Raw genomic sequence first — 24,663 nt, forward strand, 5'->3', positions numbered from 1 at the left:
CGGTCACCCGGGCGGTGCGGGGGCGACGGCCGCCCACGGGAGGGTGATCTCCCCCAGGCGCCACCGGCTGGGGCCGGGTTCGACGGGCCACCGGCCGCGGACGTCGTCGACCGTCGCGAGGAAGCGCTGCCGCACGCCGAACCCGCCGTGCCCGGCGGCCCGCTCCCACGCCGCGTCGAGGTCGCGCAGGAGGGCGTGCACGGGCTCACCGTCGACGTTGTGGTGGATGAGCGCCTTCGGCAGGCGTTCGGCGATGACCGACGGGCGGCCCAGCCCCCGCAGCCGCCACGAGAGGGTGAGCGAGCGCGGGCCGTGCACGGTCACCTCGACCCAGGTCGCCAGCCGGCCGAGCTCGTCGCACGTGCCGTCGACGAGCACCCCGCCGGGGGCCAGGCGGTCGGCGGTCGTCGCCCAGGCGCCGGGGACCTGCGACTCGTCGTACTGCCGCAGGACGTTGAAGGCGCGCACCAGGCCCGGACGCCGCCCGTCGAGCGGCACCTCGAAGCCCCCGCGACGAAACGTCAGCCCGGGCCGCTCGAGGGGGCGCGCCGCCGCGACCCGCGCCGGGTCGATCTCGATGCCGACGACCTCCAGCCCCGGGACGTGCGGCCGGAGGCGGTCATCGAGCTCGAGCGCGGTGACCGGGCTCGCGCCGTACCCGAGGTCGACGACGACCGGCTCGGGCAGGCCGCGCAGGTAGCGGGCGTGCCGGGCGACGATCCACCGGTCGCAGCGGCGGAGGCGGTTGGGGTTCGTCGTGCCGCGCGTGACCGTGCCGACGACCGCGCCGGGGCGTGAGGTCAGCGGGCGGCCGGGCACCGGTCGATCGTAGGCGGGCGCCGACTACCGTGGGCACACCATGACCGGTGCCCCTCCGACCGACGAGACCCTGCGGCGCGTCGTCATGCTCAGCGTCCACACCTCGCCGTTGGCGCAGCCGGGCACGGGAGACGCCGGCGGGCTCAACGTGTACGTCGTCGAGTCGGCGCGCGAGCTCGCGCGGCGGGGGACCGAGGTCGAGATCCTCACCCGCCGGACCGCGGGGGACCAGCCGGACCGGGTCGAGCTCACCGACGGGGTGGTCGTCCGGCACGTCGACGCCGGGCCGTACGAGGGGCTGGCCAAGGAGGACCTGCCGGGGCAGCTGTGCGCGTTCACCGCGGGGACGATGCGGCTGCTCGCGCACGAGCCGGAGGGTGCGTGGGACGTCGTCCACTCGCACTACTGGCTGTCCGGGCAGGTGGGGTGGGTGCTCTCCCAGCAGTGGGACGTGCCGCTCGTCCACACGATGCACACGATGGCGCGGGTGAAGAACCTCCACCTCGCCGACGGCGACGCCCCCGAGCCGCCCGGGCGGGAGATCGGCGAGGCGCAGGTCGTCGGCACCGCCGACCGGCTCGTCGCGAACACCCCGACCGAGGCGCGCGAGCTGATCGACCTCTACGAGGCCGATCCCGACCGGGTCGTCGTCGTCCCGCCCGGTGTCGACCTGGGCACCTTCCACCCGGCGGACCGGGCCGGCGCCCGGGCCGCGGTCGGCATCGCCCCCGACGCGGTGCTCCTGCTGTTCGTCGGGCGTATCCAGCCGCTCAAGGCGCCGGACGTCCTCGTCCGGGCCGCCGCGGACCTCCTGGCCCGCCGGCCGGAGCTGCGCGACCGGCTCGTCGTCGGGATCCTCGGCGGGGGAAGCGGATCGGGTCTGGCGATGCCCCGCGCGCTGGCCGACCTGGCCCGGGACCTCGGCGTGCCCGTCCGGTTCGAGCCGCCGGTCGACCGCCCCACCCTCGCCCAGTGGTACCGCGCGGCGGACCTCGTCGCGGTGCCCAGCCACAGCGAGTCGTTCGGGCTCGTCGCCGTCGAGGCACAGGCGTGCGGGACGCCGGTGGTGGCCGCCGACGTCGGGGGGCTGTCGCTCGCCGTCGGTGACGCCGGGGTGCTCGTCGACGGGCACGACCCGGCGCGCTGGTCGGCGGAGATCGAGGGCCTGCTCGGACGGCTGTCGGACCAGGCGCAGGCGCGACGGCTGCGGGCGGAGGCCGCCGAGCACGCGCGCACCTTCGGGTGGGACCGGACCGCCGGGCGGCTGCTCGACGTCTACCGTGGAGCGGTCCGCGAGCGCGCGAGACGGGAGCACCGACGATGGGAGCACCGATGACCGGGTCCGAGCGGGAGCGGGTGGTACGGCTGCTGCAGGAGCACCTCGACCAGGCCGAGCTGCCGTGGGAGGCCGGCAGCCGGGACGGCGAGGTCGTCGTCACCCTGCCGGGCGAGAAGAAGCTGAAGACCGTGGTCTCGCTGCGGGTGGGTGAGCACGACCTGTCGGTGTCCGCGTTCGTCATCCGCAACGCGGACGAGAACCACGCCGAGTACCACCGCTTCCTCCTGCGCCGGAACCTGCGGATGCGGGCGCTCGCGTACGCCATCGACAGCGCGGGCGACGTCTACGTCACGGGGCGTTTCGCGCTCGCCGGGGTCGACGCCGACCGGCTCGACGAGATCCTCGGCGGGGTGCTCGAGGCGGCCGACCAGCCGTTCAACGAGCTGCTGCTCATCGGGTTCCGCACGTCGATGCAGAAGGAGTGGGACTGGCGGGTGAAGAACGGGGAGTCGCTGCGCAACCTCGAGGCCTTCCGCCGGTTCCTCGACCACGGGGACGCCACGGGCTGAGCGGCAGCTCTAGGGTGGGGCCATGGCCACTCTCATCCTGCTGCGTCATGGTCGTTCCGACTGGAACGAGAAGAACCTCTTCACCGGCTGGGTCGACGTCGACCTCATCGACCGGGGCCGTGAGGAGGCGGTCCGTGGCGGCGAGCTGATGAAGGAGGCGCAGGTCCTGCCCGACGTGGTCCACACGTCGCTGCTGCGCCGCGCGATCACCACGGCGAACATCGCGCTCGATGCGTGCGACCGGCACTGGATCCCCGCCCGCCGTGACTGGCGGCTCAACGAGCGGCACTACGGCGCGCTGCAGGGCCTGGACAAGGCGGCCACCCGCGAGAAGTACGGCGACGAGCAGTTCATGCTGTGGCGCCGGTCGTTCGACACCCCGCCGCCGGAGATCGACCCGGGCAGCGAGTGGTCGCAGACGGACGACCCGCGGTACGCGGGCATCGACGTCCCGCGCACCGAGTGCCTCAAGGACGTCATCGAGCGGCTCATGCCCTACTGGGAGGGCCCGATCGCCGAGGACCTGCGCGCCGGGAAGACCGTGCTCGTCGCGGCGCACGGCAACAGCCTCCGGGCGCTGGTCAAGCACCTCGACGGGATCAGCGACGAGGACATCGCCGGCCTGAACATCCCGACGGGCATGCCGCTCGTCTACGACCTGGGCGACGACCTCATGCCGACGAAGCCGGCGGAGTACCTCGACCCCGAGGCCGCCGCTGCCGAGGCCGCGAAGGTCGCCAACCAGGGCAAGTGATCGTCGGTCGGCTCGTTCCAGTGGGTAGGGCCCCGACTTGATGGCCTCAGATGAAGGGCCCCCAACGAGTTCCAAGCACTTCACACCACGCCGCTGACCGCGGCATGATCACTACACCAAGAATGTCCGGGAAACCGGGTCAGGATCCGAAGCCGTAGACGCCGATCGTCATGGTTGTGGGCATTGGACGTTCCCCCGTCTGCCTGCTGCTCGCGTGGACTAGGCCGACGCGAGCAGCAGGAGCGGCAAGGGTCGCCTTACGCGACGGCGGTTCCTTCGAGCTCGACCATCTGGCCGGGGATTGCGAGACGGGTGACCCCGAGCATCGTCGTGGTGGGCGCGACTCCTGCTGCTCCGAGCCGTCCGGCTAGAACGCCGTAGTGCGGGAACAGCGCGTCCACATCGGTGGTGTAGACGTTGAGGCGGACGAGGTTCGCCAGCGACATGCCGGCCTCGGCCAGGACGGCTTCGAGGTTGTCTACCGCGAGGGCGAGCTGGGCTGCGATGTCCCCGTCGTGCTCGGGACGTCCGTCGGTGCTCATCGCGGTCTGCCCCGAGATGTAGAGGGTCCGGGTCTCTCCTGAGATGACCTCGCCCTGGTTGAAGCCCATCTCCAGCGACCACGTCACCGGGTTGACTGCTGTCCGTTCCATTGCCACTCCAATCGTTGCGAATGCGGGCGCCCGGCGATCTGGTGACCACCGTCATCGACGCCCGCATGACCAGCCTTTCAACAAATCACGACACCTTGTGTCGTGATTTTTGATATGAATGAAACTATGCGTGCGGATCGGTTGGTCTCGATGGTGCTGCTGCTGCGCCAACGAGGTCGGATGACCGCGGACGAGCTGGCCGGCGAGCTGGAAGTGTCCGCGCGCACCGTGCTGCGCGACATCGATGCCCTGTCCACGGCCGGTGTCCCGGTGTACGCCGACCGTGGCCGGCGCGGTGGGTTCTCCCTGCTGCCGGGGTTTCGCACCGAGCTGACCGGCCTGAACCACGATGAAGCTCTCGCGCTGCTCACTGCCGGCTCGGGACGCGGCGAGAAGGTCTTCGGCCTCAGCACGGCGCTTGCCTCCGCAATGCGCAAGGTGGTCGACGCGCTGCCCGAAGGGCACCGTGCAAACTTGGACGACGCCGCCCGGCGGTTCCTGGTCGAGCCCGAGACAGACCTGCTCTCCCGGCGACTGACAACCGAGGACATGGCCGACGGGGTGATGAGTGAGGTCCGCCACGCGTTGCTCACCGGGCACAAGCTCCGCTTCGACTACGCCGCCCCCGACAAGAAGCCTCGCTCCCACACTGTCGACCCGATCGGTCTGGTCACGGTCCGCGACAGGACCTATCTGCTGGCTGCCAAGGCCGGTGAGGACCGCACCTACCGGCTGTCGCGGATGCTGACCGCCGAGGAGCTTCCCGAACTGGCAGAACGTCCCGCGCAGGTCGATCTCGACCGCATCTGGGCCGAGCGCAGCGCCCAGTTCCTCTCGGAGAACCACATCCCCGTTCTCGTCAGGGTCGCGCCATCAAGACGAGAAGAACTGCTGAACGCCGCGCGCGCCGTTCGCGCCGAAGAGTCAGAAGCAGATGGCTGGGCCCGACTCGACGTGACCTTCGAGGACCTGCGACACGCCGTATGGGCGATCTGGCAACTCGACACCGCCGCCGAAGTCCTCGCCCCAGACTCGTTGCGCCTGGCGCTCCACGATCGCGCCAAGATCCTCGCAGCCCGGTACGAGATCTCCCGAGGTTAAGTCACCCAGACCTTCAGCAGTCCCGGCCCGCTCCGGGGAGCGGGCGACCGGCCCGCACGAGTTGTCCACCTGCTCCTGCGACCCCTCAATGAAGGGCCCGCTCCGAGGAGCGGGCGACTCGGACTTCCGGCAGGTCCAGATGCGCCCGGCGACGTCACAGTGGGGGTGGCTTTCGGGGAGGGAGTGTTGTCAAGTATGATTGACAGTCCAGCGGTGTTGAGATCTGCGCTCAAGCATGGAGTCGATTCAGCGGACGTTCACCACGCATGGGTCAATGCAGTGCGGTTGGTCGAGTACGAGTACGACGGCGAGGAGCGCCTCCTCGTCATCGGACCGGATCGGCTCGGGCGCCTGCTGGAGCTCGTGGCGGTCCCGGTGACGGAACCGTCGAGGATTATCCACGCCGACCGGCTACGACCGAAGTTCTTCGACTACCTGAGGTGAGGTGAGCACGATGACCGGACCACGGATCGCCATCGAGGAGACGGGCCTCGACCTGATCGACCCTGCCACGCATCCCGCCCGCGATGCCGCCGCGTTTCGGCGGATCGTTGCCGCCCGCGCGGCTCTCGAGCGGGACGAGACGGAGCTGCGGGACGCCGTTGCTGCGGCGCGCGCGGCCGGTGACTCGTGGACGGTCATCGGTGCGGCACTCGGCGTCTCGCGCCAAGCAGCGCAGCAGAGGTTCCGGGACATCTGAGCTGCCCCTTCGGCCATGCTCGACGCATGACGAGCGCCGAGCAGGGGCCCCACCCCGAGATCGTCCTGCGGACGACCGCCTGGAGCGTGCTCCGCGCCGGTGGCGCGGGCGTGCTGCTGTGGACCGCCATCGCGCTCGCCGGTCTCCTCGCGTGGCGGCTGGCGGGGAGCGACGCGGGCCTGCTCGTCGCCCTCGCGGCCGGGTGGTTTGCGGTCGGGACCGGCGTCGCGATGGCCGCCTACCTCGGCTACGTCACGGTCCGCCGCCGGCCGGTCCTCGTTCTCGGCCCCCACGGCGTCACCCTGCGCACGGTGCCTGGCGAGATCCCCTACGACCGGGTGCGGCTCATCCTCACGTGGTGCGTCGTCAACCACGCCCTGGAGACCGGGCCGTTCCACTACCTGGCCGTCGTCCCCGAGGAAGCCATCCCCGCGGTCTACGCCGCCCCCCGCCCACGGATGCCGGACCTCCTCGGGCCGTACTGCGTCAGCGGCGCCCCGCCGGTCCTCCACGCGTGGACCGTCCGCATCCCCGGCATCCTCCTCGCCCGCCGTGACGAGATCGTCGCCGAGCTCGCCCGTCGCTGCCCGACCGCCCGGGTCGAGGACCTCGGCGACCTCCCTTACGCCGAGTGAGCCAGCGCTACTGCCCGCCCCGCGCTACGACCTCACCGACCGTTCCCTCGAGCCATCCGTCCCGCTCGCCCGTGACGAGGTAGCGCACCCGCCGCGCGACGGACACCCCGTGGTCACCGAAGCGTTCGTAGTACCGGCTGAGCAGCGTGACGTCGACCGCGGCCTGGGTGCCGTGCGTCCAGTCCGGCCCGAGCATCCGCGTGAACAGCTCCCGGTGCCGGTGGTCGAGCTCGTCGTCGACCGCCTCGATCCCGTCCACGGCCGACCCGTCGCGGCTGGCGATGACGTCCCCGGCCATGCCGACGATCCGCCCGCACGCATCGGCCATCTCGAGGATGGTCGCCGTGAGCTCGTCCGGCACCGCGCGCTCGGGGTAGCGCATCCGCGTCACCAGCGCGACGTGCCGAGCGAGGTCGCCCATCCGCTCGAGGTCCGCCGACATGCGCATCGACGTGACGATCGTCCGTAGGTCCGTCGCGACCGGCGCCTGCCGCGCAAGGAGGTCGATCGAGCGGGCGTCGACGTCTTCCCGGAGCGCGTCGAGCTCGACGTCGGCCGCGATGACGGCGTCCGCCAGCGTCACGTCCGCCTCGACCAGGCTGCGCGTGGCGCGCTCGATCGCCGTCCCCGCCATCCGCGTCATGACGACGAGGTCGTCGAGGACGGCACGCAGATCCGCGTGAAAGGTCGATCGCATGAAGGTCCTCGTCGTCGTGGTGGGCATCGATCCTGCCCCCCTCGGGACCGGGGTTCGGTGAACTGCAGCCGACCTCCCGGTGAACACGATTGTCCCACCCCTGAGGGGAGAGCGGCCCCCTCGCCTGCTGCGCCCGCCGAGCACCTACCCTGAGCCACTGTGGAACCCACGGTCGCGGCAGTCCTCGGTGTGGTCGCCGGGCTCGGCGTGGCGCTCCTGGCGATCGCGGCGATCTGGCTGTCCGACCGCGGCCAGGACGAGGACGACCCGGGGACGAGCAGACGGATCCCCGACGGGGTCGCCGACGTGCTCGCCGTCCTCCGCTCCAGCGGGATCGTCCTCGATTCCGACGGCACGGTCGTCAACAACTCCCCACCGGCCGTCGCCTACGGCCTCGTCCGACGGGGGCAGCTCGTGCCCGAGGAGCTGCGCGACCTCGCGCGCCGCACCCGCGAGGACGGCGTCATCCGCGAGGTGGAGCTCGACCTGCCGCGCGGCCCCGTCGGCCGGGGGATGGTCAACGTCCGCGCCCGCATCGCCCCGCTCGGCGCCCACCACGTCCTCGTCCTCGTCGAGGACCACACCCAGGCCAAGCGCGTCGAGGCCACCCGCCGCGACTTCGTCGCCAACGTCAGCCACGAGCTGAAGACCCCCGTCGGCGGCATCTCCCTCCTCGCCGAGGCCGTCCTCGACGCCAAGGACGACCCCGAGGCCGTCAGCCGCTTCGCCGCCCGGATGAAGATCGAGAGCGAGCGACTGGTCAAGCTCGTCCAGGAGATCGTCGATCTGTCCCGGCTGCAGGCGAACGAGAACGTCGGCGAGCCCGAGCTCGTCGACATCGAGGCCGTGATCCGAGAGGCGGTCGACCACCAGAACGTCGCGTCCACGGCGAAGGACATCGACGTGCGTGACCGCGTCGAGGGCGACGTGCACGTCTACGGGGACCGCAACCTCCTGGTCACCGCGGTCGGCAACCTCGTCGGCAACGCGATCGCGTACTCGGGGGAGGGCACGCGCGTCGGTGTCGGTGCCCGCCGCACGGAGGACGTCATCGAGATCTCCGTGACCGACCAGGGCCCCGGCATCGCGGCCGAGGAGCAGGAGCGGATCTTCGAGCGTTTCTACCGTGTCGACAGCGCTCGCTCCCGGTCGACGGGCGGTACGGGACTGGGCCTGTCCATCGTCAAGCACATCTGCGCCAACCACGGCGGGGACGTGTCCGTGTGGAGCGAGGAGGGCCACGGCTCCACCTTCACCATCCGACTGCCCGCTGCACCCGACCGGGTGGAGCACACTGAGGACATCACCGCACAAGGAGATCCGAACCGATGACGCGCATCCTGGTCGTGGAGGACGAGCAGTCCTTCTCGGACCCCCTGTCCTACCTCCTGGTGAAGGAGGGGTACGACGTCTCCGTGGCGGAGAACGGGCCGGACGCCCTGATCGACTTCGACAAGGAGGGGGCGGACCTGGTCCTGCTCGACCTCATGCTCCCCGGACTCTCCGGTGTCGACGTGTGCCGCGCCCTGCGCCAGCGCTCGAGCGTCCCCGTCATCATGCTCACCGCCAAGGACAGCGAGATCGACAAGGTCGTCGGTCTCGAGATCGGCGCGGACGACTACGTGACGAAACCGTACTCCTCCCGCGAGCTGCTCGCCCGGATCAAGGCGGTCCTGCGCCGCAACAGCGAGCCGGAGGACCTCGTCCCCTCCACGCTGGAGTCCGGCCCGGTCCGGATGGACGTCGAGCGGCACGTCGTCACCGTCAACGGGACGCACGCGCAGCTGCCGCTCAAGGAGTTCGAGCTGCTCGAGATGCTCCTGCGCAACGCCGGGCGCGTGCTCACCCGGATGCAGCTCATCGACCGCGTGTGGGGCAGTGACTACGTCGGCGACACCAAGACGCTCGACGTCCACATCAAGCGGCTGCGCGCAAAGCTCGAGCCGGACCCGGCCGCGCCGAAGCACATCGTCACCGTGCGCGGGCTGGGCTACAAGTTCGAGGCGCACTGACGGCTGGCGCACCCACGGACGACGGCGGCCCGACCCCGGGATGGGGTCGGGCCGCCGTCGTTCTGCGGGGAGCGTCAGCTCGCGGGGCTCGTCTGCGACGTCGGCTCGGCGCCGGGCGTCTCGTCGGTGCCCTGGTCGGTGCTCGCCTTCTTCCGCGGCGCGGACGGGGAGGAGGTCGGCGAGAGGGACGTGTAGTACCCGTCGGCCTCGACGACCGGCACCTCGACGGGGCTGCCGTCGGTGCTCGTCGACGACACGGTGAGCGTCGCGAGCTCGCCCGGCGTGGCCTCACCCGGGTCGACCTGGACCTGCGCGCCCTTGCCGGGCAGCACGGTCGACTGACCGGGCGCGACCTTCACCGACGCCGGGGCGCCGCCCTTTTCGGAGGCGATCTCGACCGTCTCGGCCCTGTCCCCGTTGTTCACCACCTGCGCGGAGACCGTCGCGGGGCCGTCCTGCTCGCCGGCGACGAGGACGAGGTTGCGGACCTCGACGTCCCCGAGGTCGACGGCGACACCGTCGGCCGGCTGGTAGGGGACGTCCGTCTGGCGCGGCGAGAACGCGGCGCAGCCGGAGAGGACGAGGAGGGCGACCGGGGCGCTCGCCAGCGCACGGCGCGCGCGGCCGGATCGGGTGAGGGCGTCGAGGATCACGCCGTGATCGTACCGGGGGTCTCGACCGGACCGGCCGCGCGGCCCCGTGTTAACCTGATGCCCCGCGAAAGGGGATAACACCACATGGTCTTCAAGGTCGGCGAGACGGTCGTGTACCCGCACCACGGGGCGGCCAAGATCGAGGAAATCAAGGCGCGCACCATCAAGGGCGTCGAGAAGCTCTACCTCAAGCTCAAGGTCGCCCAGGGCGACCTGACGATCGAGGTCCCGGCGGAGAACTGCGACCTCGTCGGTGTGCGGGACGTCGTCGGCCAGGAGGGGCTCGACAAGGTCTTCGAGGTCCTGCGCCGGGAGCACGTCGAGGAGCCGACCAACTGGTCGCGCCGGTACAAGGCCAACCTCGAGAAGCTCGCCTCCGGTGACGTCATCAAGGTCGCCGAGATCGTCCGCGACCTGTGGCGCCGGGAGCAGGACCGCGGCCTGTCCGCCGGCGAGAAGCGCATGCTGGCCAAGGCCCGCCAGATCCTCGTCTCCGAGCTCGCCCTCGCCGAGAAGACCGACGAGGACAAGGCCGAGGTCATGCTCGACGAGGTCCTCGCGTCCTGAGCGCCGATGCCGTGACCGACGCCCACCCCGTGCACGGGGTGGGCGTCGTCGTCGTTGCCGCCGGTGCGGGCACGCGCCTCGGCGCGGGGATCCCCAAGGCGTTCGTCGAGATCGCCGGGCGGACGATCCTCGACCGAGCCCTCGACGGGGTCGAGGCCGCCTGCCCGGGGGCGTCCGTCGTCGCCGTCGTCCCCCCGGACCGCGTCGACGCCTGCGCGGCCGTTCGTGCCGGGGTGACCTTCGTCGCGGGCGGTGCCGCGCGGTCCCGGTCGGTCGCGCAAGGCCTCGCGGCCCTCGGCGACGGCGTCGACGTCGTCCTCGTCCACGACGCGGCCCGGTGCCTCACCCCGCCGGAGGTCTTCGCGCGCGTCATCGACGCCGTCCGGTCCGGGGCCGCGGGCGCGATCCCCGGCCTGCCCGTCACCGACACGATCAAGGTCGTCGACGACCGGGGCGTCGTCACGACGACCCCGCCGCGGGCGAGCCTGCGCGCGGTGCAGACCCCCCAGGGGTTCGACCGTGCGGTCCTCGACGAGGCGCACGCGAGCGGCGCCGACGCCACGGACGACGCGGCGCTCGTCGAGCAGCTCGGCCGCGCGATCGTCGTCGTCGACGGTCACGCCGCTGCGCTGAAGGTGACGACCCCGGCCGACCTCCGGGCGATCACCCACCATCTCTGAGGGGACCGCTCCCCATGGCCCGGGCGACGGACCCGACCTACGGTCGGACATGCTGCGAAAGGGGATCGGCATGGGACTGACGCACGGCGCCGACGTCGAGCGGCTGCGCGGGGTCGCAGACCGGATGGACGGGATCGTCCGGCTGGTGGCTCAGACGGCTGGGGATGTGCGCGCCACCGGATCGATGATCCTCGCTGCCTGGGACGGCCCGGACAGCGAGGAGTTCGAGCGCAGCGGGGACCACGCGGCGCGGACCCTCGAGCACGCGGGCGAGCGTCTGGCTGCCTTCGCGCTCGTCCTCCGCTCGAACGCCGACCAGCAGGAGCGGACGAGCGGCGGAGGCGGGCTCGGGTCCACCGGGGCGCCGGGGGGCCCGCTACCCGACGGCCCCGGGCGCGGCGGCGACTCGAAGGAGCCTGTCCGGTACGTGCCGCCCGGCCCTCTCGATCAGGGAAAGGTCGACGACCTGGCCCGGGACATCAGGGCTTTCGACCGCGACGGGGGTTTCAACGGCAACCGCGACGAGCTCGAGAGGCTGGCCGAACGGATCCGCAGCCTCAGCCCGGCGGAGGCGGAGTCGCTCGTGAGGTCGCTGAGCCCGGAGGAGCTCGCTGCGCTCAACGCGGTCATCACGGACACCGGCGACACCTGGCTGAACCCGATCGACCACAACGGCCTCGAACCCTGGCAGCGCCAAGAGCTCTCGAGCTCGCTGCTGGCGAAGCTCACCCCGGAGCAGCAGGCGAAGCTCCAGGCGGCGATGCCGTGGACGCAGCCCGGGTTCGACACGACGGACGTCGCCCTCGACGGGCAGAACTCCCAGACGGGGGAGCAGGCCGACGGCATGCGCTACGGCCCGCCGCCGGACAAGCCCCTCTTCCACGACGGCGTGGCCGGGACGGACATCAACCAGGGCAGCTTCGCCGACTGCTGGGCGCTGGCCTCCCTCGCCGCCCTCGCGCAGCAGGACCCGGCGTACGTGCAGTCCGGCTTCCGGGAGAACCCGAACGGGACGATCTCCGTCCGGCTCTTCGACAAGGACGGCCACGAGCGCTGGGTGACGGTGACGCGCGACCTCCCCGTCACCGCGGACGGATCGCTCGCGGGCGCGCAGAACGGCAGCTCGAACGAGCTCTGGCCCGCGTACTACGAGAAGGCCTTGGCGCAGATGTACCAGGACGACACCGGGGGGGCTCCCGACGGCCGGGCGGGCAACCCCGTGTACGACCGCGCCGAGAACGGCACGTACGCCGGTCTCGAGTGGGACTACACCGACAAGGCCCCGCCGTACATCACCGGGCAGGCCTCCCATGACGTCCACGGGTTCGACGGGGTGCGTGAGGCGATCGCGAGCCAGGAGGGCGTCCTCGTCGCGACCCTGGGCAGCAAGCCGGACGGTGCCCCGGGCGCGTACCACGCCCGCCACGTGTACTACGTCAAGGGCTTCGAGGGTGACAAGATCGTGCTCGGCAACCCGTGGGGCCCCGGCCACCCGGACATGACGCTGACGGAGGACGAGTACACCCGGTGGATGACGGACGCGCAGGGCATCGGACCACGCCGGTGAGACCGTGGACGAGGCGCGCCGTCCGGGTGGTGCTCGCGCTCGGCCTGACGACGGCGGGCCTGACGGCCTGCGGAGGGAGCACGACCGTGGAAGAGACCTCGACAGCCGCATCGTCGGGCGGACGGTGCACCCCCGAGCCCGGGCAGACGCTCCTGGCTCCGGGGTCCAACCGGCCGGTGGACGGGGTGGCGGGATTGCGGGGCATCTACACCGATGCCCCCTCCTCGACCGACCCCTTGGCGTACGACGTCGCGTTCACGATGGACGGCGCCGGACCCGGCACCGCGCAGACGGTGACCCTCCGGGAGGGCGAGACGGTCACCGTCTTCGAGACGCGTCTGCAGGTCGTGTGCGTCGAGCCCAGCGCCATCGTCGTCGCACCGCAGGCCTGACGTGGTCGCGCTGCCCCGCACCGGCATCGGCGTCGACGTCCACGCCCTGTCCGACGACCCCGACCGGGTGTGCATGGTCGCCGGGCTCGCCTGGCCCGGTGAGCGGGCCCTCGAGGGTCACTCGGATGCCGACGTCGCCTGCCATGCCGCGTGCGACGCGTTGTTCTCCGCCGCGGGGATCGGCGACCTCGGCGCCCACTTCGGCACCGACCGCCCCGAGCTGTCCGGGGCCAGCGGCCTGACGCTGCTCGCCGAGGCGGCCCGGCTCGTGCGGGAGGCCGGCTTCGAGATCGGCAACGTCGCCGTCCAGGTCGTCGGCAACCGCCCGAAGATCGGCGCCCGACGCGAGCAGGCGCAGGCCGCGATGTCCGACGCCTGCGGAGCCCCGGTGTCCGTCGCCGGGACGACCACGGACGGACTCGGTCTCACCGGCCGGGGTGAGGGAGCTGCCGCCATCGCGACCGCGCTCGTCGTCGCCCGCTGACGGGGACCTCTCCCCGTCGCCCACCCCCGGCTGCCTCCCTACGGTGGCACGCTGGAGGAGAACGCCCGTCAGCAGGAGGACGCCTCGGGCGGAGGCGGTGGCGTCAGTGGCGTCAGTGGCCTCGGTGGCGGGACCGGTGGTCCGCCGCCGGGTGCCACGGCGGACAACAACGATGCGCGCGACGCCGATTGGTGGGCACTGCGCAAGAAGAACCCGGGCGACTACGAGAGTCGGCGCACGGTGGTCGAGGAGAACCTGCCCGGGCCGATCCCGCTCTGACCTCTCGCGGATCACCCTTTCGGGTGCCGCGGGCGCCGGGGAAGAATGGTGCCCGCCGAGGACCAACCGCGGCGTTCGCAGAGAGGGGTACCCGTGCCGCAGACCGTCAAGGGCGTCGTCGCCCGCCGCAAGGGAGCCGACGTCGAGGTGCTCGACATCGTCGTCCCCGACCCCGGTCCGGGCGAGGCTCTCGTCGCCGTCGAGACGTGCGGGGTGTGCCACACCGACCTCCACTACCGCGAGGGCGGGATCAACGACGAGTTCCCCTTCCTCTTGGGCCACGAGGCCGCCGGACGGGTCGAGGCCGTCGGCGAGGGCGTGACGAACGTCGAGCCGGGGGACTTCGTCGTCCTCAACTGGCGGGCGGTGTGCGGTCAGTGCCGCGCGTGCCGCAAGGGCCGTCCGCACCTGTGCTTCGACACCCACAACGCGACCCAGCCGATGACGATCGCCGAGACGGGTGAGGCCCTCACCCCCGCCCTGGGGATCGGGGCCTTCGCCGAGAAGACCCTCGTCGCGGCCGGTCAGTGCACGAAGGTCGACCCCGCGGCGGACGCTGCCGCCGTCGGGCTCATCGGGTGCGGCGTCATGGCCGGTTTCGGCGCCGCGGTGAACACCGGCGGCGTCACCCGCGGCGACAGCGTCGCCGTCATCGGCTGCGGCGGGGTCGGGGACGCCGCGATCGCCGGCGCCGCCGTCGCCGGCGCGACGACGATCATCGCCGTCGACCTCGACGCCCGGAAGCTGGAGACGGCGCGCCGCTTCGGCGCCACCCACACGGTCGACGCCTCGAACGAGGACGTCGTCGACCGCATCCGGGAGCTCACCGGCGGCTTCGGCGCCGACGTCGTCATCGAGGCCTGCGGCCTGCCGCAGACCTACGAGCAGGCCTTCTACGCCCGGGACCTCGCCGGGACCGTCGTCCTCGTCGGGGTGCCCACGCCCGAGAAGGAGGTCACCCTCCCGATGATCGAGATCTTCGGCCGCGGTGGGGCGCTGAAGTCGAGCTGGTACGGCGACTGCCTGCCCGAGCGGGACTTCCCGATGCTCGTCGACCTCTACCGCCAGGGCCGGTTCGACCTCGACGCCTTCGTCACCGAGCGCATCGGCATCGGGGACGTCGAGGCGGCCTTCGAGAAGATGCACGGCGGGGACGTGCTGCGATCGGTCGTGGTGCTCTGATGGCTGCGCGCATCGAGAAGGTCGTCACCTCCGGCACCTTCGAGCTCGACGGCGGCTCGTGGGGGGTCGAGAACAACGTCTGGATCATCGGCGACGACGAGGAGTGCATCGTCCTCGACCCGGGTCACGAGCTCATGCCGATCCTCGACGGCCTCGCCGAGCGAGCCCTCCTCGCGATCGTCTGCACCCACGCCCACAACGACCACATCGACGTCGCCGCCGAGCTGTCCCGGGCCACGGGAGCGCCCATCTGGGTGCACCCGGCCGAGCAGCCGCTGTGGGAGATGACCTATCCCGACCGGGTGCCGGACGCCGAGCTCGCCCACGGTCAGGTCTTCGAGGTGGGGGGCGTCGAGCTGACGGTGCTGCACACCCCGGGGCACTCGCCCGGCGCCTGCTGCCTGCACGCTCCCGAGCTCGGTGCCCTCTTCTCCGGGGACACGCTCTTCAACGGCGGGCCCGGCGCGACGGGCCGCTCGTTCAGCGACTTCGGGACGATCATCGACTCCATCACCTCCCAGCTGCTCGTCCTGCCGGAGGGGACCGTCGTCCACACCGGCCACGGCGATGACACGACGATCGGCGCGGAGAAGCCGCACCGTCAGCGCTGGGTCGACGAGCACGAGGACTGACCCCTGCGGGGAGTGCTCCCCATTCCGCGGGCACCGCCGCGCCCCTAGCCTGTGACACGCCACACGGAGAGGGGCAGGTCATGGCAGAGGGTGCCGGGCGTCCGGAGTCGGACGGGTTGACGATCAGGCGGATCAGCGCGCGGGCGATGCACGTGCTGTCCGAGGCCTTGGGCACGCTCAGCGCGCGCAGCGACGCCGCCGTGACGACGACCGACGAGGCCGCCGGGTGGCGCAGCGCGGTCGTCGCCGCCGGCGCCCAGCCGCAGGAGACGAGCGGCGCAGCGCAGGGGAGCGCCCCGGTCGTCGACTCCGACGCCGCCTGGGACGAGCTCGTCCGGGCCGGCCTGGCGACGGCCCGCGGCACGGTCGACCCGCGGTGGGCGCAGGTGCTGCGCGGCGCGGCCGCCGCCGACCACACCTACCGCGTCGTCGCGCGCCAGGGGGAGCTCGGGACGGCGACGAGCATCTCGCTCATGCCCGCCGCCGGGCTCGGCGTGAGCGTGACGGAGCGCCGCCGCCTGCAGGTCACCGACGCCGAGGTCGTCGTCGCGGCCGTGGAGGACGCGGTCGAGATCGCGCTCTTCCGCGCCAAGGACCTGTGGGGCGCCGTCCGCCGGGTCCTGCCGCAGGTCGAGCAGGTCGTCGCCGACCCCGCGCCGACGCTCCCGCGCGACGAGGTGAGCGTCGCCGAGGTCGACCTCGCCGCGGGCGAGACCCGCATCCCGGAGATGCTGCACGAGGCCCTCGCCGGGGCCCAGGTCGAGGTGAGCCTGGGCATGCTCGTCCTGCTCGAGGACGACCGGTCGGTCTCGGCCCAGCGGCACTGGGCGCTCACCGACCAGGGCCTGCTCGAGGTCCGGGTCCGTCCCACCGACGTCGAGGTGGTCCGCGTCGAGCCCGGCGCGATCGGTCACGAGCTCGTGTGGATCACGACCGGCGCGCTCCAGGTGCAGTCCGAGGGGCGGCGGTCGGCATGAGCCTGACGCACGGGATGGACCCCGGCCGGGTCCGCGAGGTCGCCGGCCGGATGAAGGTCGTCGCGAACAGCACCCGCGAGGTCCGCGAGGGCGCCGACTCCACCGTCTCGGACCTCTCGCAGGTCTGGGAGGGCGCCGACCTCGAGCAGTTCACCTCCGACTGGGGCGTCCATGCCCGCACCCTCGACCACGTCGGTGACCAGCTCCAGCAGTTCGCCGACCTCCTCGAGAAGCAGGCCGGCGAGCAGGAGGAGGCCAGCGGCGGCGGTGGTGCCGGCGGCAGCAGCGGCGGCCGTGGCCCGAGCCTGCTCGACCGGCTCCGCCAGGCGGGCGAGGACCTCCTCGAGGGTGTCGACGACGTCATCGACACCGTCGGCGACGCGGTCTCGGACGGCATCGACTGGGTCGGTGACCGGCTGTCGGACCTCTGGGACGGCGCCAAGGACTTCTGGAACGAGCAGGTCGTCACCCGGTGGAACGCCGGCATGGCGGCGCTTGAGCGGCTCGGCCCCTCGCTGGCGAACATCGGCCGCCAGTTCACGCAGATCTTCACCGAGGGTCGCTGGCCCCGCTTCGGGGAGGCTCTCACCTCGGCCACGCTCCTGCTGGGCCGGGTGGGCGGCGTCCTCGCGAACGTCGTCACCGGGGAGGACCAGGGGATCTTCGCCCACGGCACCGGCGGCGTCGACCCCGGTGGCCGGGAGGTCCCGATCGGCGACGGCAGGGGCCAGCAGCCGGTCCCGGCGACGCTGCCCGACCTGATCAACTCCATCAACGAGACGTACGACGGCCAGCGACCGGGGGAGAACCGGAACATCCGGATCACCGAGGTCACGACGACCGACGCGAACGGGAACCCGCGGACGGCGTACATCGTCAACGTCCCGGGCACCGACGGGCTCGGCGAGTTCCCCGGATCGATCACCGGCTCGGACAACCCCTTCGACAACACCTCCAACCTCGAGCTGCAGGCCGGCGAGCGCAGCGCCTCGATGGAGGCCGTCGAGGCCGCGATGCGCGAGGCGGGCATCCCGCCCGGCGCTCCCGTGCTGCTCAACGGGCACTCCCAGGGCGGCATGGTGACCAGCGCACTGCTGCAGGACCCCGCGTTCCGCGAGCGCTACAACGTGACGCACATGATCACCGAGGGGTCCCCGAACGACAGCCGACAGGTGCCGGCGGGCGTCAACTACCTCGCGCTGGAGCACACGAACGACGCCGTCCCCAAGCTCGACTTCGGCGATGCGCTCCTGGGGCCGGTCCCCAACCCGTTCCCGCTCGGGCCGCCGGTGCTGCCCGGCCCGATCCCGCACCCGACGACGGACCTGCAGGGCTCCCCGGGCAACGTCACCCAGGTCCGGCTCGATCCGCCGCCCGGGGTGACGATGACCGGTGGCAGCGCGCAGAACGCGCACCACTACGACAACTACGACGTGTCGATCCGTCGCGAGCTCGCCAACGGCAACCCGCAGCTGACGAGCTACGCGAACGATCCGGGGCTGTCGGTGTTCATGACCGACGACCCCAGCCGGGTGAGGTCGCGCGAGTACCAGTCCCACCGACGGCCGTGACCAGGTGGCAGGCTGACGCCATGCGTCACGTCGTCGCGCTCGCGCTGTGCCTCGTCACCCTCTCGGCCTGCGGCCTGCTCGGTCGGGGCTCGAAGCCGGAGCGCTCCCCGGGCTGGGAGGCCCGGGCCGTCGCCGCGGTCGAGTCCTCGCCCGGGATCACCAACCCGGACGTCGAGGTCTTCACGGTCGACGCGGGGATGGGTGACGCGACGAAGATCGGCGGCACGGTCGACCTCACCGGTGCCGACCCGAGGGCTGACTACGAGCGGATGCTCCGCAACCTCACCGCGGCGCTCGGCCCGTCGGCGAACATCGGTGTCGACATCAAGGGCAGGGTCCCGGGACAGCGCACGATCTCCCAGACCGACCTCGGCATCTACGTCGCGACCTCGGACGAGCTCTACCGCCACTTCCACGGCGGCGGGTCCGCGCCCTCGTCCTGAGCCGGCGCGCGGCGGCCTCGACCCGTCCGTCGTGCGAGGTGCCCCCGTCCGCCGCGGGTAGCCTTGCCCGGTGACACTCCGCCTGTTCGACACCGCCACCCGGCAGCTGCGCGACTTCGAGCCCGTCGTGCCCGGACGTGTCGGGATGTACATCTGCGGCCTGACGACCCAGGGGGAGCCGCACATCGGGCACATCCGGTTCGCCGTCGCCTTCGACGTCCTGCGCCGCTGGCTGACCCGAGGGCACGGCTACGAGGTCGAGCTCATCCGCAACGTCACGGACATCGACGACAAGATCCTCCGCAAGGCCGCCGAGACCGGTGAGGACTGGTACGCGCTGTCCTACCGCAACGAGCGGGCGACCTCCGAGGCCCTCGACCTCCTCGGCGTCCTGCCGGCGACCTACGAGCCGCGCGCCACCGGCCACGTCCCGGCGATGGTCGAGCTCATCGACCTGCTCGTCGAGCGGGGCCACGCCTACCCCGCGCCGGACGGCAGCGGCGACGTCTACTTCGACGTCCGCAGCTGGCCCTCCTACGGCGAGCTGTCGAACCAGTCCCTCGACGACATGGCCGCAGCCGAGGACGCGGACCCCCGCGGCAAGCGGGACCCGCGCGACTTTGCCCTGTGGAAGGGCGCGAAGCCGGACGAGCCGGCGAGCGCGAGCTGGCCGACCCCCTACGGTCGCGGCCGCCCCGGCTGGCACCTGGAGTGCTCGGCGATGGCCCGCACGTACCTCGGCAGCGCGTTCGACATCCACGGCGGCGGCATCGACCTGCGCTTCCCCCACCACGAGAACGAGCAGGCCCAGTCCCGCGCCGCGGGCGACGAGTTCGCCCGCTTCTGGCTCCACAACGGCTGGGTCACCGTCAAGGGCCAGAAGATGGGCAAGTCCCTCGGCAACGCCCTGGGCATCCACCACCTCGCCCGGTCCGTGCGTCCGCTGACGATCCGCTACTTCCTCACCGCCGCGCACTACCGGTCGATGATCGAGTACCACGACGGCTCGCTCGCCGAGGCGCAGGCCGCGGTCGAGCGGATCGAGGGCTTCCTCGACCGGGCGCTGCCCGACACCGACACCCTCGAGCCGACCGGGGACGAGGAGCTGCCCGAGCAGTTCGCCGCGGCGCTCGACGACGACCTCGGCGTCTCCGGTGCGCTCGCCGTCGTCCACGACCACGTCCGCCGGGGCAACACCCAGCTCGACGACGGCGAGCGCGAGGCGGCGGCGGCCACGGCACGGACCGTCGTCGCGATGACCGACGTCCTCGGGGTCAACCCGCTGTCGCCGGCGTGGCACCGCTCGGGCGGCGGCCAGGAGCAGGCTCTCGAGTCCGCGCTCGACGTCCTCGTCCGGCGCCTCGTAGACGACCGCGCCGCCGCGCGGGCCGCGCGGGACTTCGCCACCGCCGACGCGATCCGCGACACCCTCGCCGGGGCCGGGATCCTCGTCGAGGACACCCCCTCGGGCGCCCGCTGGTCGCTCGCCAAGGACGGAGCAGCCTGATGGCCGGGAACTCGCAGCGCCGTGGAGCGGTCCGCCGGACCGGCTCGAAGAAGGGCGCCCAGGTCGGGTCCGGCGGGCAGCGCCGCCGGGGGCTGGAGGGCAAGGGCCCCACGCCGAAGGCCGCGGACCGCCCGAACCACAAGGCGTACGCGGGCGGGAAGTCCGCGACCCGTCCGACCGCGCGCGGCGGGCAGCGGCGCTCGAAGGCAAGCAGCGAGGTCGTCGCGGGACGCAACTCCGTCGTCGAGGCCCTGCGGGCCGACGTCCCCGCGAGCACGATGTACGTCGCCGGTCGCATCGAGTCCGACGACCGCGTCAAGGAGGCCCTGACGATCGCCGCCGAGCGGGGGATCGCCATCCTCGAGACGCCGCGTGGCGAGCTCGACCGGCTCACCGACGGCGCGGTCCACCAGGGGCTCGCGCTCCAGGTCCCGCCGTACGAGTACGCCCACCCCGCCGATCTCCTCGACAGCGAGATCCCCGGGCAGCCGCTCATCGTCGCGCTCGACGGGATCACCGACCCGCGCAACCTCGGCGCGATCGTCCGTTCGGTCGGGGCCTTCGGCGGCCACGGGGTGCTCGTCCCGGCCAGACGCTCGGCGGGGATGACCGCGAGCGCGTGGAAGACGAGCGCCGGCGCCGCCGCTCGCATCCCCGTCGCGCAGGCGACCAACCTCACCCGCGCGCTCGAGGACTACCGCAAGGCGGGCCTGTTCGTCGTCGGGCTCGACATGGACGGCGACGTCGCGCTGCCGGGCCTGGAGCTCGCGAGCGGACCCCTCGTCGTCGTCGTCGGCTCCGAGGGCAAGGGCCTGTCCCGGCTCGTCGCGCAGACGTGCGACCAGATCGTCTCGATCCCGATGAGCGCCGCCACCGAGAGCCTCAACGCGGGCATGGCGGCCGCCGTGACGTTGTACGAGGTCGCGCGGCTTCGGGCCCAGGAGCGCTGACGCCGGACGGGGAGTGCTCCCCTCCGCCGAACCGGGGCGTGCCGCGGTCTCGAACCGCTAGGCTACGCGCGTCAGGATCACCGGCGGGGACCCGCCATCACCCAAGGGGAAGCACATGTCCTACCAGGCGCCGCAGGGCTCGATGACGGCCGTGACCGACGCCCCGCCGAACAACAACCTCGGTCTGGCGATCGCGTCGATCTTCTGCTGCTGGCCGGCCGCGATCTTTGCGATCCTCGAGGCCAACAAGGTCAACACGCTGTGGGCGCAGGGCGACCGCAACGGTGCGCACGCCGCCGCGGCCAAGGCGAAGAAGATCGCGATGTGGGCCATCATCGGTGGCCTCGTCCTCACGGTGCTGTTCATCATCGGGTACTTCCTCCTCTTCGCCGCCGTGCTGAGCGCGAGCGACGGCGCCTCGTCGACGTACTCGTTCTCGAGCTCCTACTGAGCCCCATGACGACGGGACTCCTCCCGTCGAGCGCGGCCTCGACGACCCCGGGACAGCCGTCCCGGGGTCGTCGGCTGCTCGAGCCCGGTCTGTGGCTCGCCGGTGCCAGCGTGTGGTTCACGGCCCTCTACGTCGTCGACCCGAACGAGCCCGGCCACTTCCCCACGTGCCCCTTCCTCTGGCTCACCGGCTTCTACTGCCCGGGGTGCGGATCGATGCGCTGCACGCACGACCTGCTCCACGGCGACCTCGCCGGGGCCTTCGCCCGCAATCCGGTCCTGCCGATCGTCTACGTCGCCCTGGCCATCGGGTTCACCCGCTGGACGATCCGGCTCTGGCGCGGTCTGCCCCGGACCCATCTGGCGCCCCCGTGGCGGATCCAGGCGATCGCCTGGGCCTACGTCGCCTTCTTCGTGCTGCGGAACGTCCCGGGCTGGACCTGGCTCTCGCCGGCCTGAGCGGGGCTCAGCGAAGCAGGCCGGGCGGGGTGGGGTTCGCGGGGTCCACGGGCCGGGTGACCTTGACGACGTGGCAGCTCGTCGCCTTCTCGCCGAGAGTCTGGCCGCGCTCGTCCCAGAGCATCCACAGCCACCCGAGGTACATGACGTTGTTCGCCAGCGAGTTGAGGAACAGGCGCACGAACATCTGACCGGCGCCGATCGGGCGGCCGGTCTCGGTCCCGACGACGGCGATCCCGACCTTCTGCCGGCCGAGCGTCTGGCCGGTGCGGCCCGCGCGGAGGAACGAGTTCCAGATCGAGAACGCGGCGAGCCACACCACGGCGGCACCCATGAGGAGCGCGCCGAGGGCCATGAGGATGGTCCCGGTGGTGCTCCCGTCGGCCTCCCCGCTCATCGACGCTCCGACGACGAGCAGGATCCCGCCGAGGAGGTAGAGCGGGAGGAAGCGGAGCATCGCGTGGAGGGTGTCCCACAGACGCGCGACGACACGGTCGAGCGGGTCGGCCAGGGGGCCGATCCGTTGCGCGAGGAGGGCCTTCTGGTCGACGTACCCAGCGCCGTACCCCGCGGGGACCTGAGTCGCGGCCGGCGCTCCCGGCGGGAGCTGCTGGGGGTGCTGGGACATCGTCGCTCCTGGACCAGCTCGGCTCGGCTCGTTCGCGGCCAGCGTAGCCAGTCAGTCGTGGAGCGGGGCGACAGGTCCCAGGATCGTCGCCTCGTACGGCTTGCCCGGCAGCACGTGGGCGACGTAGTCGCCGATCGCGTCCTCGATGCGGATGTCGTGGCCGGCCCGTTCGGCCATGTACCAGCGGTGCTCGAGCACCTCGTGGAAGAGCTCGGCGGGCTCGAGCCGACCGGCGAGCTCGTGCGGCACGGTCCGGGTGATCGGCTCGTAGATCTGGGTGAGCCAGTCGTGGGCGACGAGGTCCTCGGCGTCGTTCTGCCGCCCTTGGCTCGCCCGGAAGGCGTCGAGGTCGTTGAGCAGCCGTCGCGCCTGGTTCTCCCCGACGTCGAGGCCCGTGAGGCGCATGAGGCGGCGGCTGTGGTGGCCCGCGTCGACGACCTTCGGCTGGATCTGCAGGGTCGCGCCGTCGATGTCCGTCGTGATCGCCAGCTCGTCGACGTCGAAGCCGAGCGCGTTGAGGCGGCGGATGCGCTCGTCGACCCGCCACCGCTCGCCCGAGTCGAACTCCTCGGGCACGGTGAGCTCGGACCACAGCTCGCGGTAGCGGTCGATGATGCGCTGGGAGACGGCCACCGGGTCGAGGGAGTCCTGGAGCAGCCCGCCCGCCAGGAGGTCCATGAGCTCGCCGGCGATGTTGACGCGGGCGATGTCGAGGTCGTGCTCGCGCTGTCCGTCGGTGAGACGGTCGTGCAGCTCGCCCGTCTCGGCGTCGACGAGGTAGGCGGCGAACTCGCCCGCGTCGCGGCGGAAGAGCGCGTTCGACAAGGAGACGTCACCCCACCAGTACCCGGTGAGGTGGAGCCGGACGAGGAGGACGGCCAGGGCGTCGATGATCCGCACGCCGGTGTCGTGCCGCAGGTGCTGGCTGAACAGCGCGCGGTAGGGGAGGGAGAAGCGGAGGTGGCGGGTGACCAGGCACGCGTCGAGGGGCTCCCCGGCCGCGTCGCACCGCCCGCTGACGACGGCGAGGGGCTCGACCGCCGGCTGGTCGAGGCGTCGCAGCGACCGCAGCAGGTGGTACTCCCGCTGGGCCAGCTCGGTGCGGATCTCCTTGACGGCGACGAGGCCGGAGCCGACCCGGACGAACCGGACGACGTGCCGGGAGATGCCGCGGGGCAGCGCGGCGATGAGCTCCGCGGGCCAGTCCTCGAGCCGCGTCGACCACGGCAGGTCGAGCAGCCCCGGGTCCGGCCGGGCCGCCGTGAGGGTGAGCGAGCGCGGTGCCACCGGGATCACCCCAGCTCGGCCGGGGGCACGCAGCGCACGAGCCGCCCGCCGGCCATCTGCGCCACGCGGTCCCCGATCGCGGCGGCCTCGGCGAGGTCGTCGGTGACGTACAGGGTCGTGATCGCCAGGTGCTGCTGCAGGTCCCGGATCTGATCCCGGGTGCGCTCGCGGACGGGTGCGGACAGGCTGGAGAGGGGCTCGTCCATGAGGAACACCTTCGGTCGCCGCACGATCGCCCGCCCCATCGACACCCGCTGCCGCTCGTCGCCGCCGAGGTCCTGCGGACGCGCGTCGAGGCGGTCGCCGAGGTCGAGCAGGTCGGCCGCGTCCCGCACCCGGCGGTCGATCTCGGCGTCGTCGACCCCGGCGAGCCGGAGCGCGAAGCCCATGTTGTCGGCGACGGACAGGTGGGGGTACAGCGCGTAGTTCTGCAGGACCATGACGGCACCACGGGCACTCGGCGGGGCGTCGGTGACGTCCGTGCCGTCGATGAGGATCCGGCCCGCCGTCGCCTCCTCGAGCCCGGCGACCATCCGCAGCAGCGTCGAGCGACCGGAACCGACCTCGCCGACGAAGGTGACGAGCTCACCGGAGGCGATGTCGAGGTCGACGTCCGTGATCCCGGCGCCCTCGGTCCCGGCGTAGTGGCACGAGGCGTGCTCGATTCGGACGGACGACACGGCTCCTCGCCTTCGCTCGCACCCGGACCGGCCGCCCCGGCCGGGTGCCGCCAAGA

The 24,663-nt window shown here is 72.3% G+C and carries 30 protein-coding genes; 23 read left to right on the forward strand and 7 right to left on the reverse strand.

Going from position 1 to position 24,663, the window contains the following annotated elements; translation table 11 throughout:
• Nucleotides 1–3: 3 nt before the first annotated feature.
• Nucleotides 4–819: a class I SAM-dependent methyltransferase gene (locus tag DAA34_RS04780; protein WP_106817839.1), complete on the reverse strand. Its 816-nt coding sequence runs from the start codon at nt 817–819 to the stop codon at nt 4–6.
• Nucleotides 820–859: 40 nt separating this feature from the next.
• On the opposite strand from DAA34_RS04780, the gene mshA reads away from it, so the two are divergent.
• From mshA to DAA34_RS04795, 3 genes are read left to right on the forward strand one after another with little or no spacing between them, the layout of a single operon-like run.
• Nucleotides 860–2,155: a D-inositol-3-phosphate glycosyltransferase gene (mshA, locus tag DAA34_RS04785; RefSeq protein ID WP_106817840.1), complete on the forward strand. Its 1,296-nt coding sequence runs from the start codon at nt 860–862 to the stop codon at nt 2,153–2,155.
• Nucleotides 2,152–2,667 (forward strand): type III secretion system chaperone family protein, encoded by a 516-nt coding sequence (locus DAA34_RS04790; RefSeq protein ID WP_106817841.1) that lies wholly within the window; start codon nt 2,152–2,154, stop codon nt 2,665–2,667. The genes mshA and DAA34_RS04790 overlap by 4 nt, the downstream gene beginning before the upstream one ends.
• 22 nt (nt 2,668–2,689) lie before the next feature.
• Nucleotides 2,690–3,421 carry a phosphoglyceromutase gene (locus DAA34_RS04795; protein WP_106817842.1) on the forward strand — a complete coding sequence of 244 codons (732 nt, stop codon included), beginning with the start codon at nt 2,690–2,692 and terminating at the stop codon, nt 3,419–3,421.
• 257 nt (nt 3,422–3,678) lie between these two features.
• Here the strand turns inward: DAA34_RS04795 and DAA34_RS04800 are convergent, their stop codons facing one another.
• Complete coding sequence (locus tag DAA34_RS04800; protein ID WP_106817843.1) at nt 3,679–4,074, reverse strand: RidA family protein; 396 nt, start codon at nt 4,072–4,074, stop codon at nt 3,679–3,681.
• Between the two features lie 150 nt (nt 4,075–4,224).
• Between DAA34_RS04800 and DAA34_RS04805 the strand changes: the two genes are divergently transcribed.
• From DAA34_RS04805 to DAA34_RS04820, 4 genes are all read left to right on the forward strand, one after another.
• Nucleotides 4,225–5,175: a helix-turn-helix transcriptional regulator gene (locus tag DAA34_RS04805; protein ID WP_267894606.1), complete on the forward strand. Its 951-nt coding sequence runs from the start codon at nt 4,225–4,227 to the stop codon at nt 5,173–5,175.
• A 279-nt stretch (nt 5,176–5,454) separates the two neighbouring features.
• Nucleotides 5,455–5,619, forward strand: a complete 165-nt coding sequence (locus DAA34_RS04810) for a hypothetical protein (protein ID WP_234354111.1) — start codon at nt 5,455–5,457, stop codon at nt 5,617–5,619.
• Between the two features lie 10 nt (nt 5,620–5,629).
• Entirely contained in the window at nt 5,630–5,875 is a 246-nt protein-coding gene (locus DAA34_RS04815) for a hypothetical protein (RefSeq protein ID WP_106819810.1), read from the forward strand.
• A 26-nt stretch (nt 5,876–5,901) separates the two neighbouring features.
• A complete protein-coding gene (locus DAA34_RS04820; RefSeq protein WP_106817846.1) occupies nt 5,902–6,510 on the forward strand; it encodes a hypothetical protein in 609 nt (202 codons plus the stop codon).
• A 7-nt stretch (nt 6,511–6,517) separates the two neighbouring features.
• On the opposite strand, the gene phoU is transcribed toward DAA34_RS04820, so the two are convergent.
• The gene (gene phoU / locus DAA34_RS04825; protein WP_234354112.1) at nt 6,518–7,234 is read right to left on the reverse strand and encodes a phosphate signaling complex protein PhoU; all 717 of its coding nucleotides are present in this window, start codon (nt 7,232–7,234) and stop codon (nt 6,518–6,520) included.
• 132 nt (nt 7,235–7,366) lie between these two features.
• On the opposite strand from phoU, the gene DAA34_RS04830 reads away from it, so the two are divergent.
• Entirely contained in the window at nt 7,367–8,539 is a 1,173-nt protein-coding gene (locus DAA34_RS04830; protein ID WP_106817847.1) for a sensor histidine kinase, read from the forward strand.
• Complete coding sequence (locus DAA34_RS04835; RefSeq protein ID WP_106817848.1) at nt 8,536–9,219, forward strand: response regulator transcription factor; 684 nt, start codon at nt 8,536–8,538, stop codon at nt 9,217–9,219. The genes DAA34_RS04830 and DAA34_RS04835 overlap by 4 nt, the downstream gene beginning before the upstream one ends.
• 74 nt (nt 9,220–9,293) lie before the next feature.
• Here DAA34_RS04835 and DAA34_RS04840 read toward each other — a convergent pair whose 3' ends face one another.
• The gene (locus DAA34_RS04840) at nt 9,294–9,872 is read right to left on the reverse strand and encodes a hypothetical protein (protein WP_106817849.1); all 579 of its coding nucleotides are present in this window, start codon (nt 9,870–9,872) and stop codon (nt 9,294–9,296) included.
• A gap of 84 nt (nt 9,873–9,956) precedes the next feature.
• Between DAA34_RS04840 and DAA34_RS04845 the strand changes: the two genes are divergently transcribed.
• The 14 genes from DAA34_RS04845 (at nt 9,957) to DAA34_RS04910 (ending at nt 22,012) form a co-directional block, all read left to right on the forward strand.
• Nucleotides 9,957–10,439: a CarD family transcriptional regulator gene (locus DAA34_RS04845; RefSeq protein WP_106817850.1), complete on the forward strand. Its 483-nt coding sequence runs from the start codon at nt 9,957–9,959 to the stop codon at nt 10,437–10,439.
• Between the two features lie 11 nt (nt 10,440–10,450).
• Entirely contained in the window at nt 10,451–11,119 is a 669-nt protein-coding gene (gene ispD / locus DAA34_RS04850) for a 2-C-methyl-D-erythritol 4-phosphate cytidylyltransferase (RefSeq protein WP_234354113.1), read from the forward strand.
• Nucleotides 11,120–11,189: 70 nt separating this feature from the next.
• Complete coding sequence (locus tag DAA34_RS04855) at nt 11,190–12,686, forward strand: C2 family cysteine protease (protein ID WP_158707616.1); 1,497 nt, start codon at nt 11,190–11,192, stop codon at nt 12,684–12,686.
• Nucleotides 12,683–13,078 carry a hypothetical protein gene (locus DAA34_RS04860; protein WP_158707617.1) on the forward strand — a complete coding sequence of 132 codons (396 nt, stop codon included), beginning with the start codon at nt 12,683–12,685 and terminating at the stop codon, nt 13,076–13,078. Before DAA34_RS04855 ends, DAA34_RS04860 begins: the two co-directional genes overlap by 4 nt.
• Before the next feature lies 1 nt (nt 13,079).
• Nucleotides 13,080–13,562 carry a 2-C-methyl-D-erythritol 2,4-cyclodiphosphate synthase gene (gene ispF, locus DAA34_RS04865; RefSeq protein ID WP_106817853.1) on the forward strand — a complete coding sequence of 161 codons (483 nt, stop codon included), beginning with the start codon at nt 13,080–13,082 and terminating at the stop codon, nt 13,560–13,562.
• A 372-nt stretch (nt 13,563–13,934) separates the two neighbouring features.
• Complete coding sequence (locus tag DAA34_RS04870) at nt 13,935–15,023, forward strand: S-(hydroxymethyl)mycothiol dehydrogenase (RefSeq protein ID WP_106817854.1); 1,089 nt, start codon at nt 13,935–13,937, stop codon at nt 15,021–15,023.
• Nucleotides 15,023–15,655 carry an MBL fold metallo-hydrolase gene (locus DAA34_RS04875; RefSeq protein ID WP_106817855.1) on the forward strand — a complete coding sequence of 211 codons (633 nt, stop codon included), beginning with the start codon at nt 15,023–15,025 and terminating at the stop codon, nt 15,653–15,655. The genes DAA34_RS04870 and DAA34_RS04875 overlap by 1 nt, the downstream gene beginning before the upstream one ends.
• Before the next feature lie 80 nt (nt 15,656–15,735).
• On the forward strand, nt 15,736–16,632 hold the full coding sequence (locus tag DAA34_RS04880) for a hypothetical protein (protein WP_106817856.1): 897 nt from the start codon (nt 15,736–15,738) through the stop codon (nt 16,630–16,632).
• Entirely contained in the window at nt 16,629–18,203 is a 1,575-nt protein-coding gene (locus DAA34_RS04885; RefSeq protein ID WP_106817857.1) for a WXG100 family type VII secretion target, read from the forward strand. The genes DAA34_RS04880 and DAA34_RS04885 overlap by 4 nt, the downstream gene beginning before the upstream one ends.
• 20 nt (nt 18,204–18,223) lie before the next feature.
• The gene (locus DAA34_RS04890) at nt 18,224–18,646 is read left to right on the forward strand and encodes a hypothetical protein (protein ID WP_106817858.1); all 423 of its coding nucleotides are present in this window, start codon (nt 18,224–18,226) and stop codon (nt 18,644–18,646) included.
• A gap of 70 nt (nt 18,647–18,716) precedes the next feature.
• On the forward strand, nt 18,717–20,153 hold the full coding sequence (cysS, locus tag DAA34_RS04895; protein ID WP_106817859.1) for a cysteine--tRNA ligase: 1,437 nt from the start codon (nt 18,717–18,719) through the stop codon (nt 20,151–20,153).
• Nucleotides 20,153–21,103 (forward strand): 23S rRNA (guanosine(2251)-2'-O)-methyltransferase RlmB, encoded by a 951-nt coding sequence (rlmB, locus tag DAA34_RS04900; RefSeq protein WP_106817860.1) that lies wholly within the window; start codon nt 20,153–20,155, stop codon nt 21,101–21,103. Before cysS ends, rlmB begins: the two co-directional genes overlap by 1 nt.
• A 115-nt stretch (nt 21,104–21,218) precedes the next feature.
• Nucleotides 21,219–21,554, forward strand: a complete 336-nt coding sequence (locus DAA34_RS04905; RefSeq protein ID WP_106817861.1) for a CD225/dispanin family protein — start codon at nt 21,219–21,221, stop codon at nt 21,552–21,554.
• 5 nt (nt 21,555–21,559) lie between these two features.
• Entirely contained in the window at nt 21,560–22,012 is a 453-nt protein-coding gene (locus DAA34_RS04910; protein ID WP_106817862.1) for a DUF2752 domain-containing protein, read from the forward strand.
• 7 nt (nt 22,013–22,019) lie between these two features.
• On the opposite strand, the gene DAA34_RS04915 is transcribed toward DAA34_RS04910, so the two are convergent.
• From DAA34_RS04915 to DAA34_RS04925, 3 genes are read right to left on the reverse strand one after another with little or no spacing between them, the layout of a single operon-like run.
• Nucleotides 22,020–22,640, reverse strand: a complete 621-nt coding sequence (locus DAA34_RS04915) for an RDD family protein (protein WP_106817863.1) — start codon at nt 22,638–22,640, stop codon at nt 22,020–22,022.
• A 51-nt stretch (nt 22,641–22,691) separates the two neighbouring features.
• Complete coding sequence (locus DAA34_RS04920; RefSeq protein ID WP_106819817.1) at nt 22,692–23,927, reverse strand: DUF4032 domain-containing protein; 1,236 nt, start codon at nt 23,925–23,927, stop codon at nt 22,692–22,694.
• A gap of 5 nt (nt 23,928–23,932) precedes the next feature.
• A complete protein-coding gene (locus tag DAA34_RS04925; RefSeq protein WP_158707618.1) occupies nt 23,933–24,607 on the reverse strand; it encodes an ABC transporter ATP-binding protein in 675 nt (224 codons plus the stop codon).
• Nucleotides 24,608–24,663: the final 56 nt, after the last annotated feature.

Origin of the sequence: Janibacter massiliensis, from assembly GCF_900289115.1 — a bacterium.
Taxonomy (GTDB): Bacteria; Actinomycetota; Actinomycetes; order Actinomycetales; family Dermatophilaceae; genus Janibacter_A; species Janibacter_A massiliensis.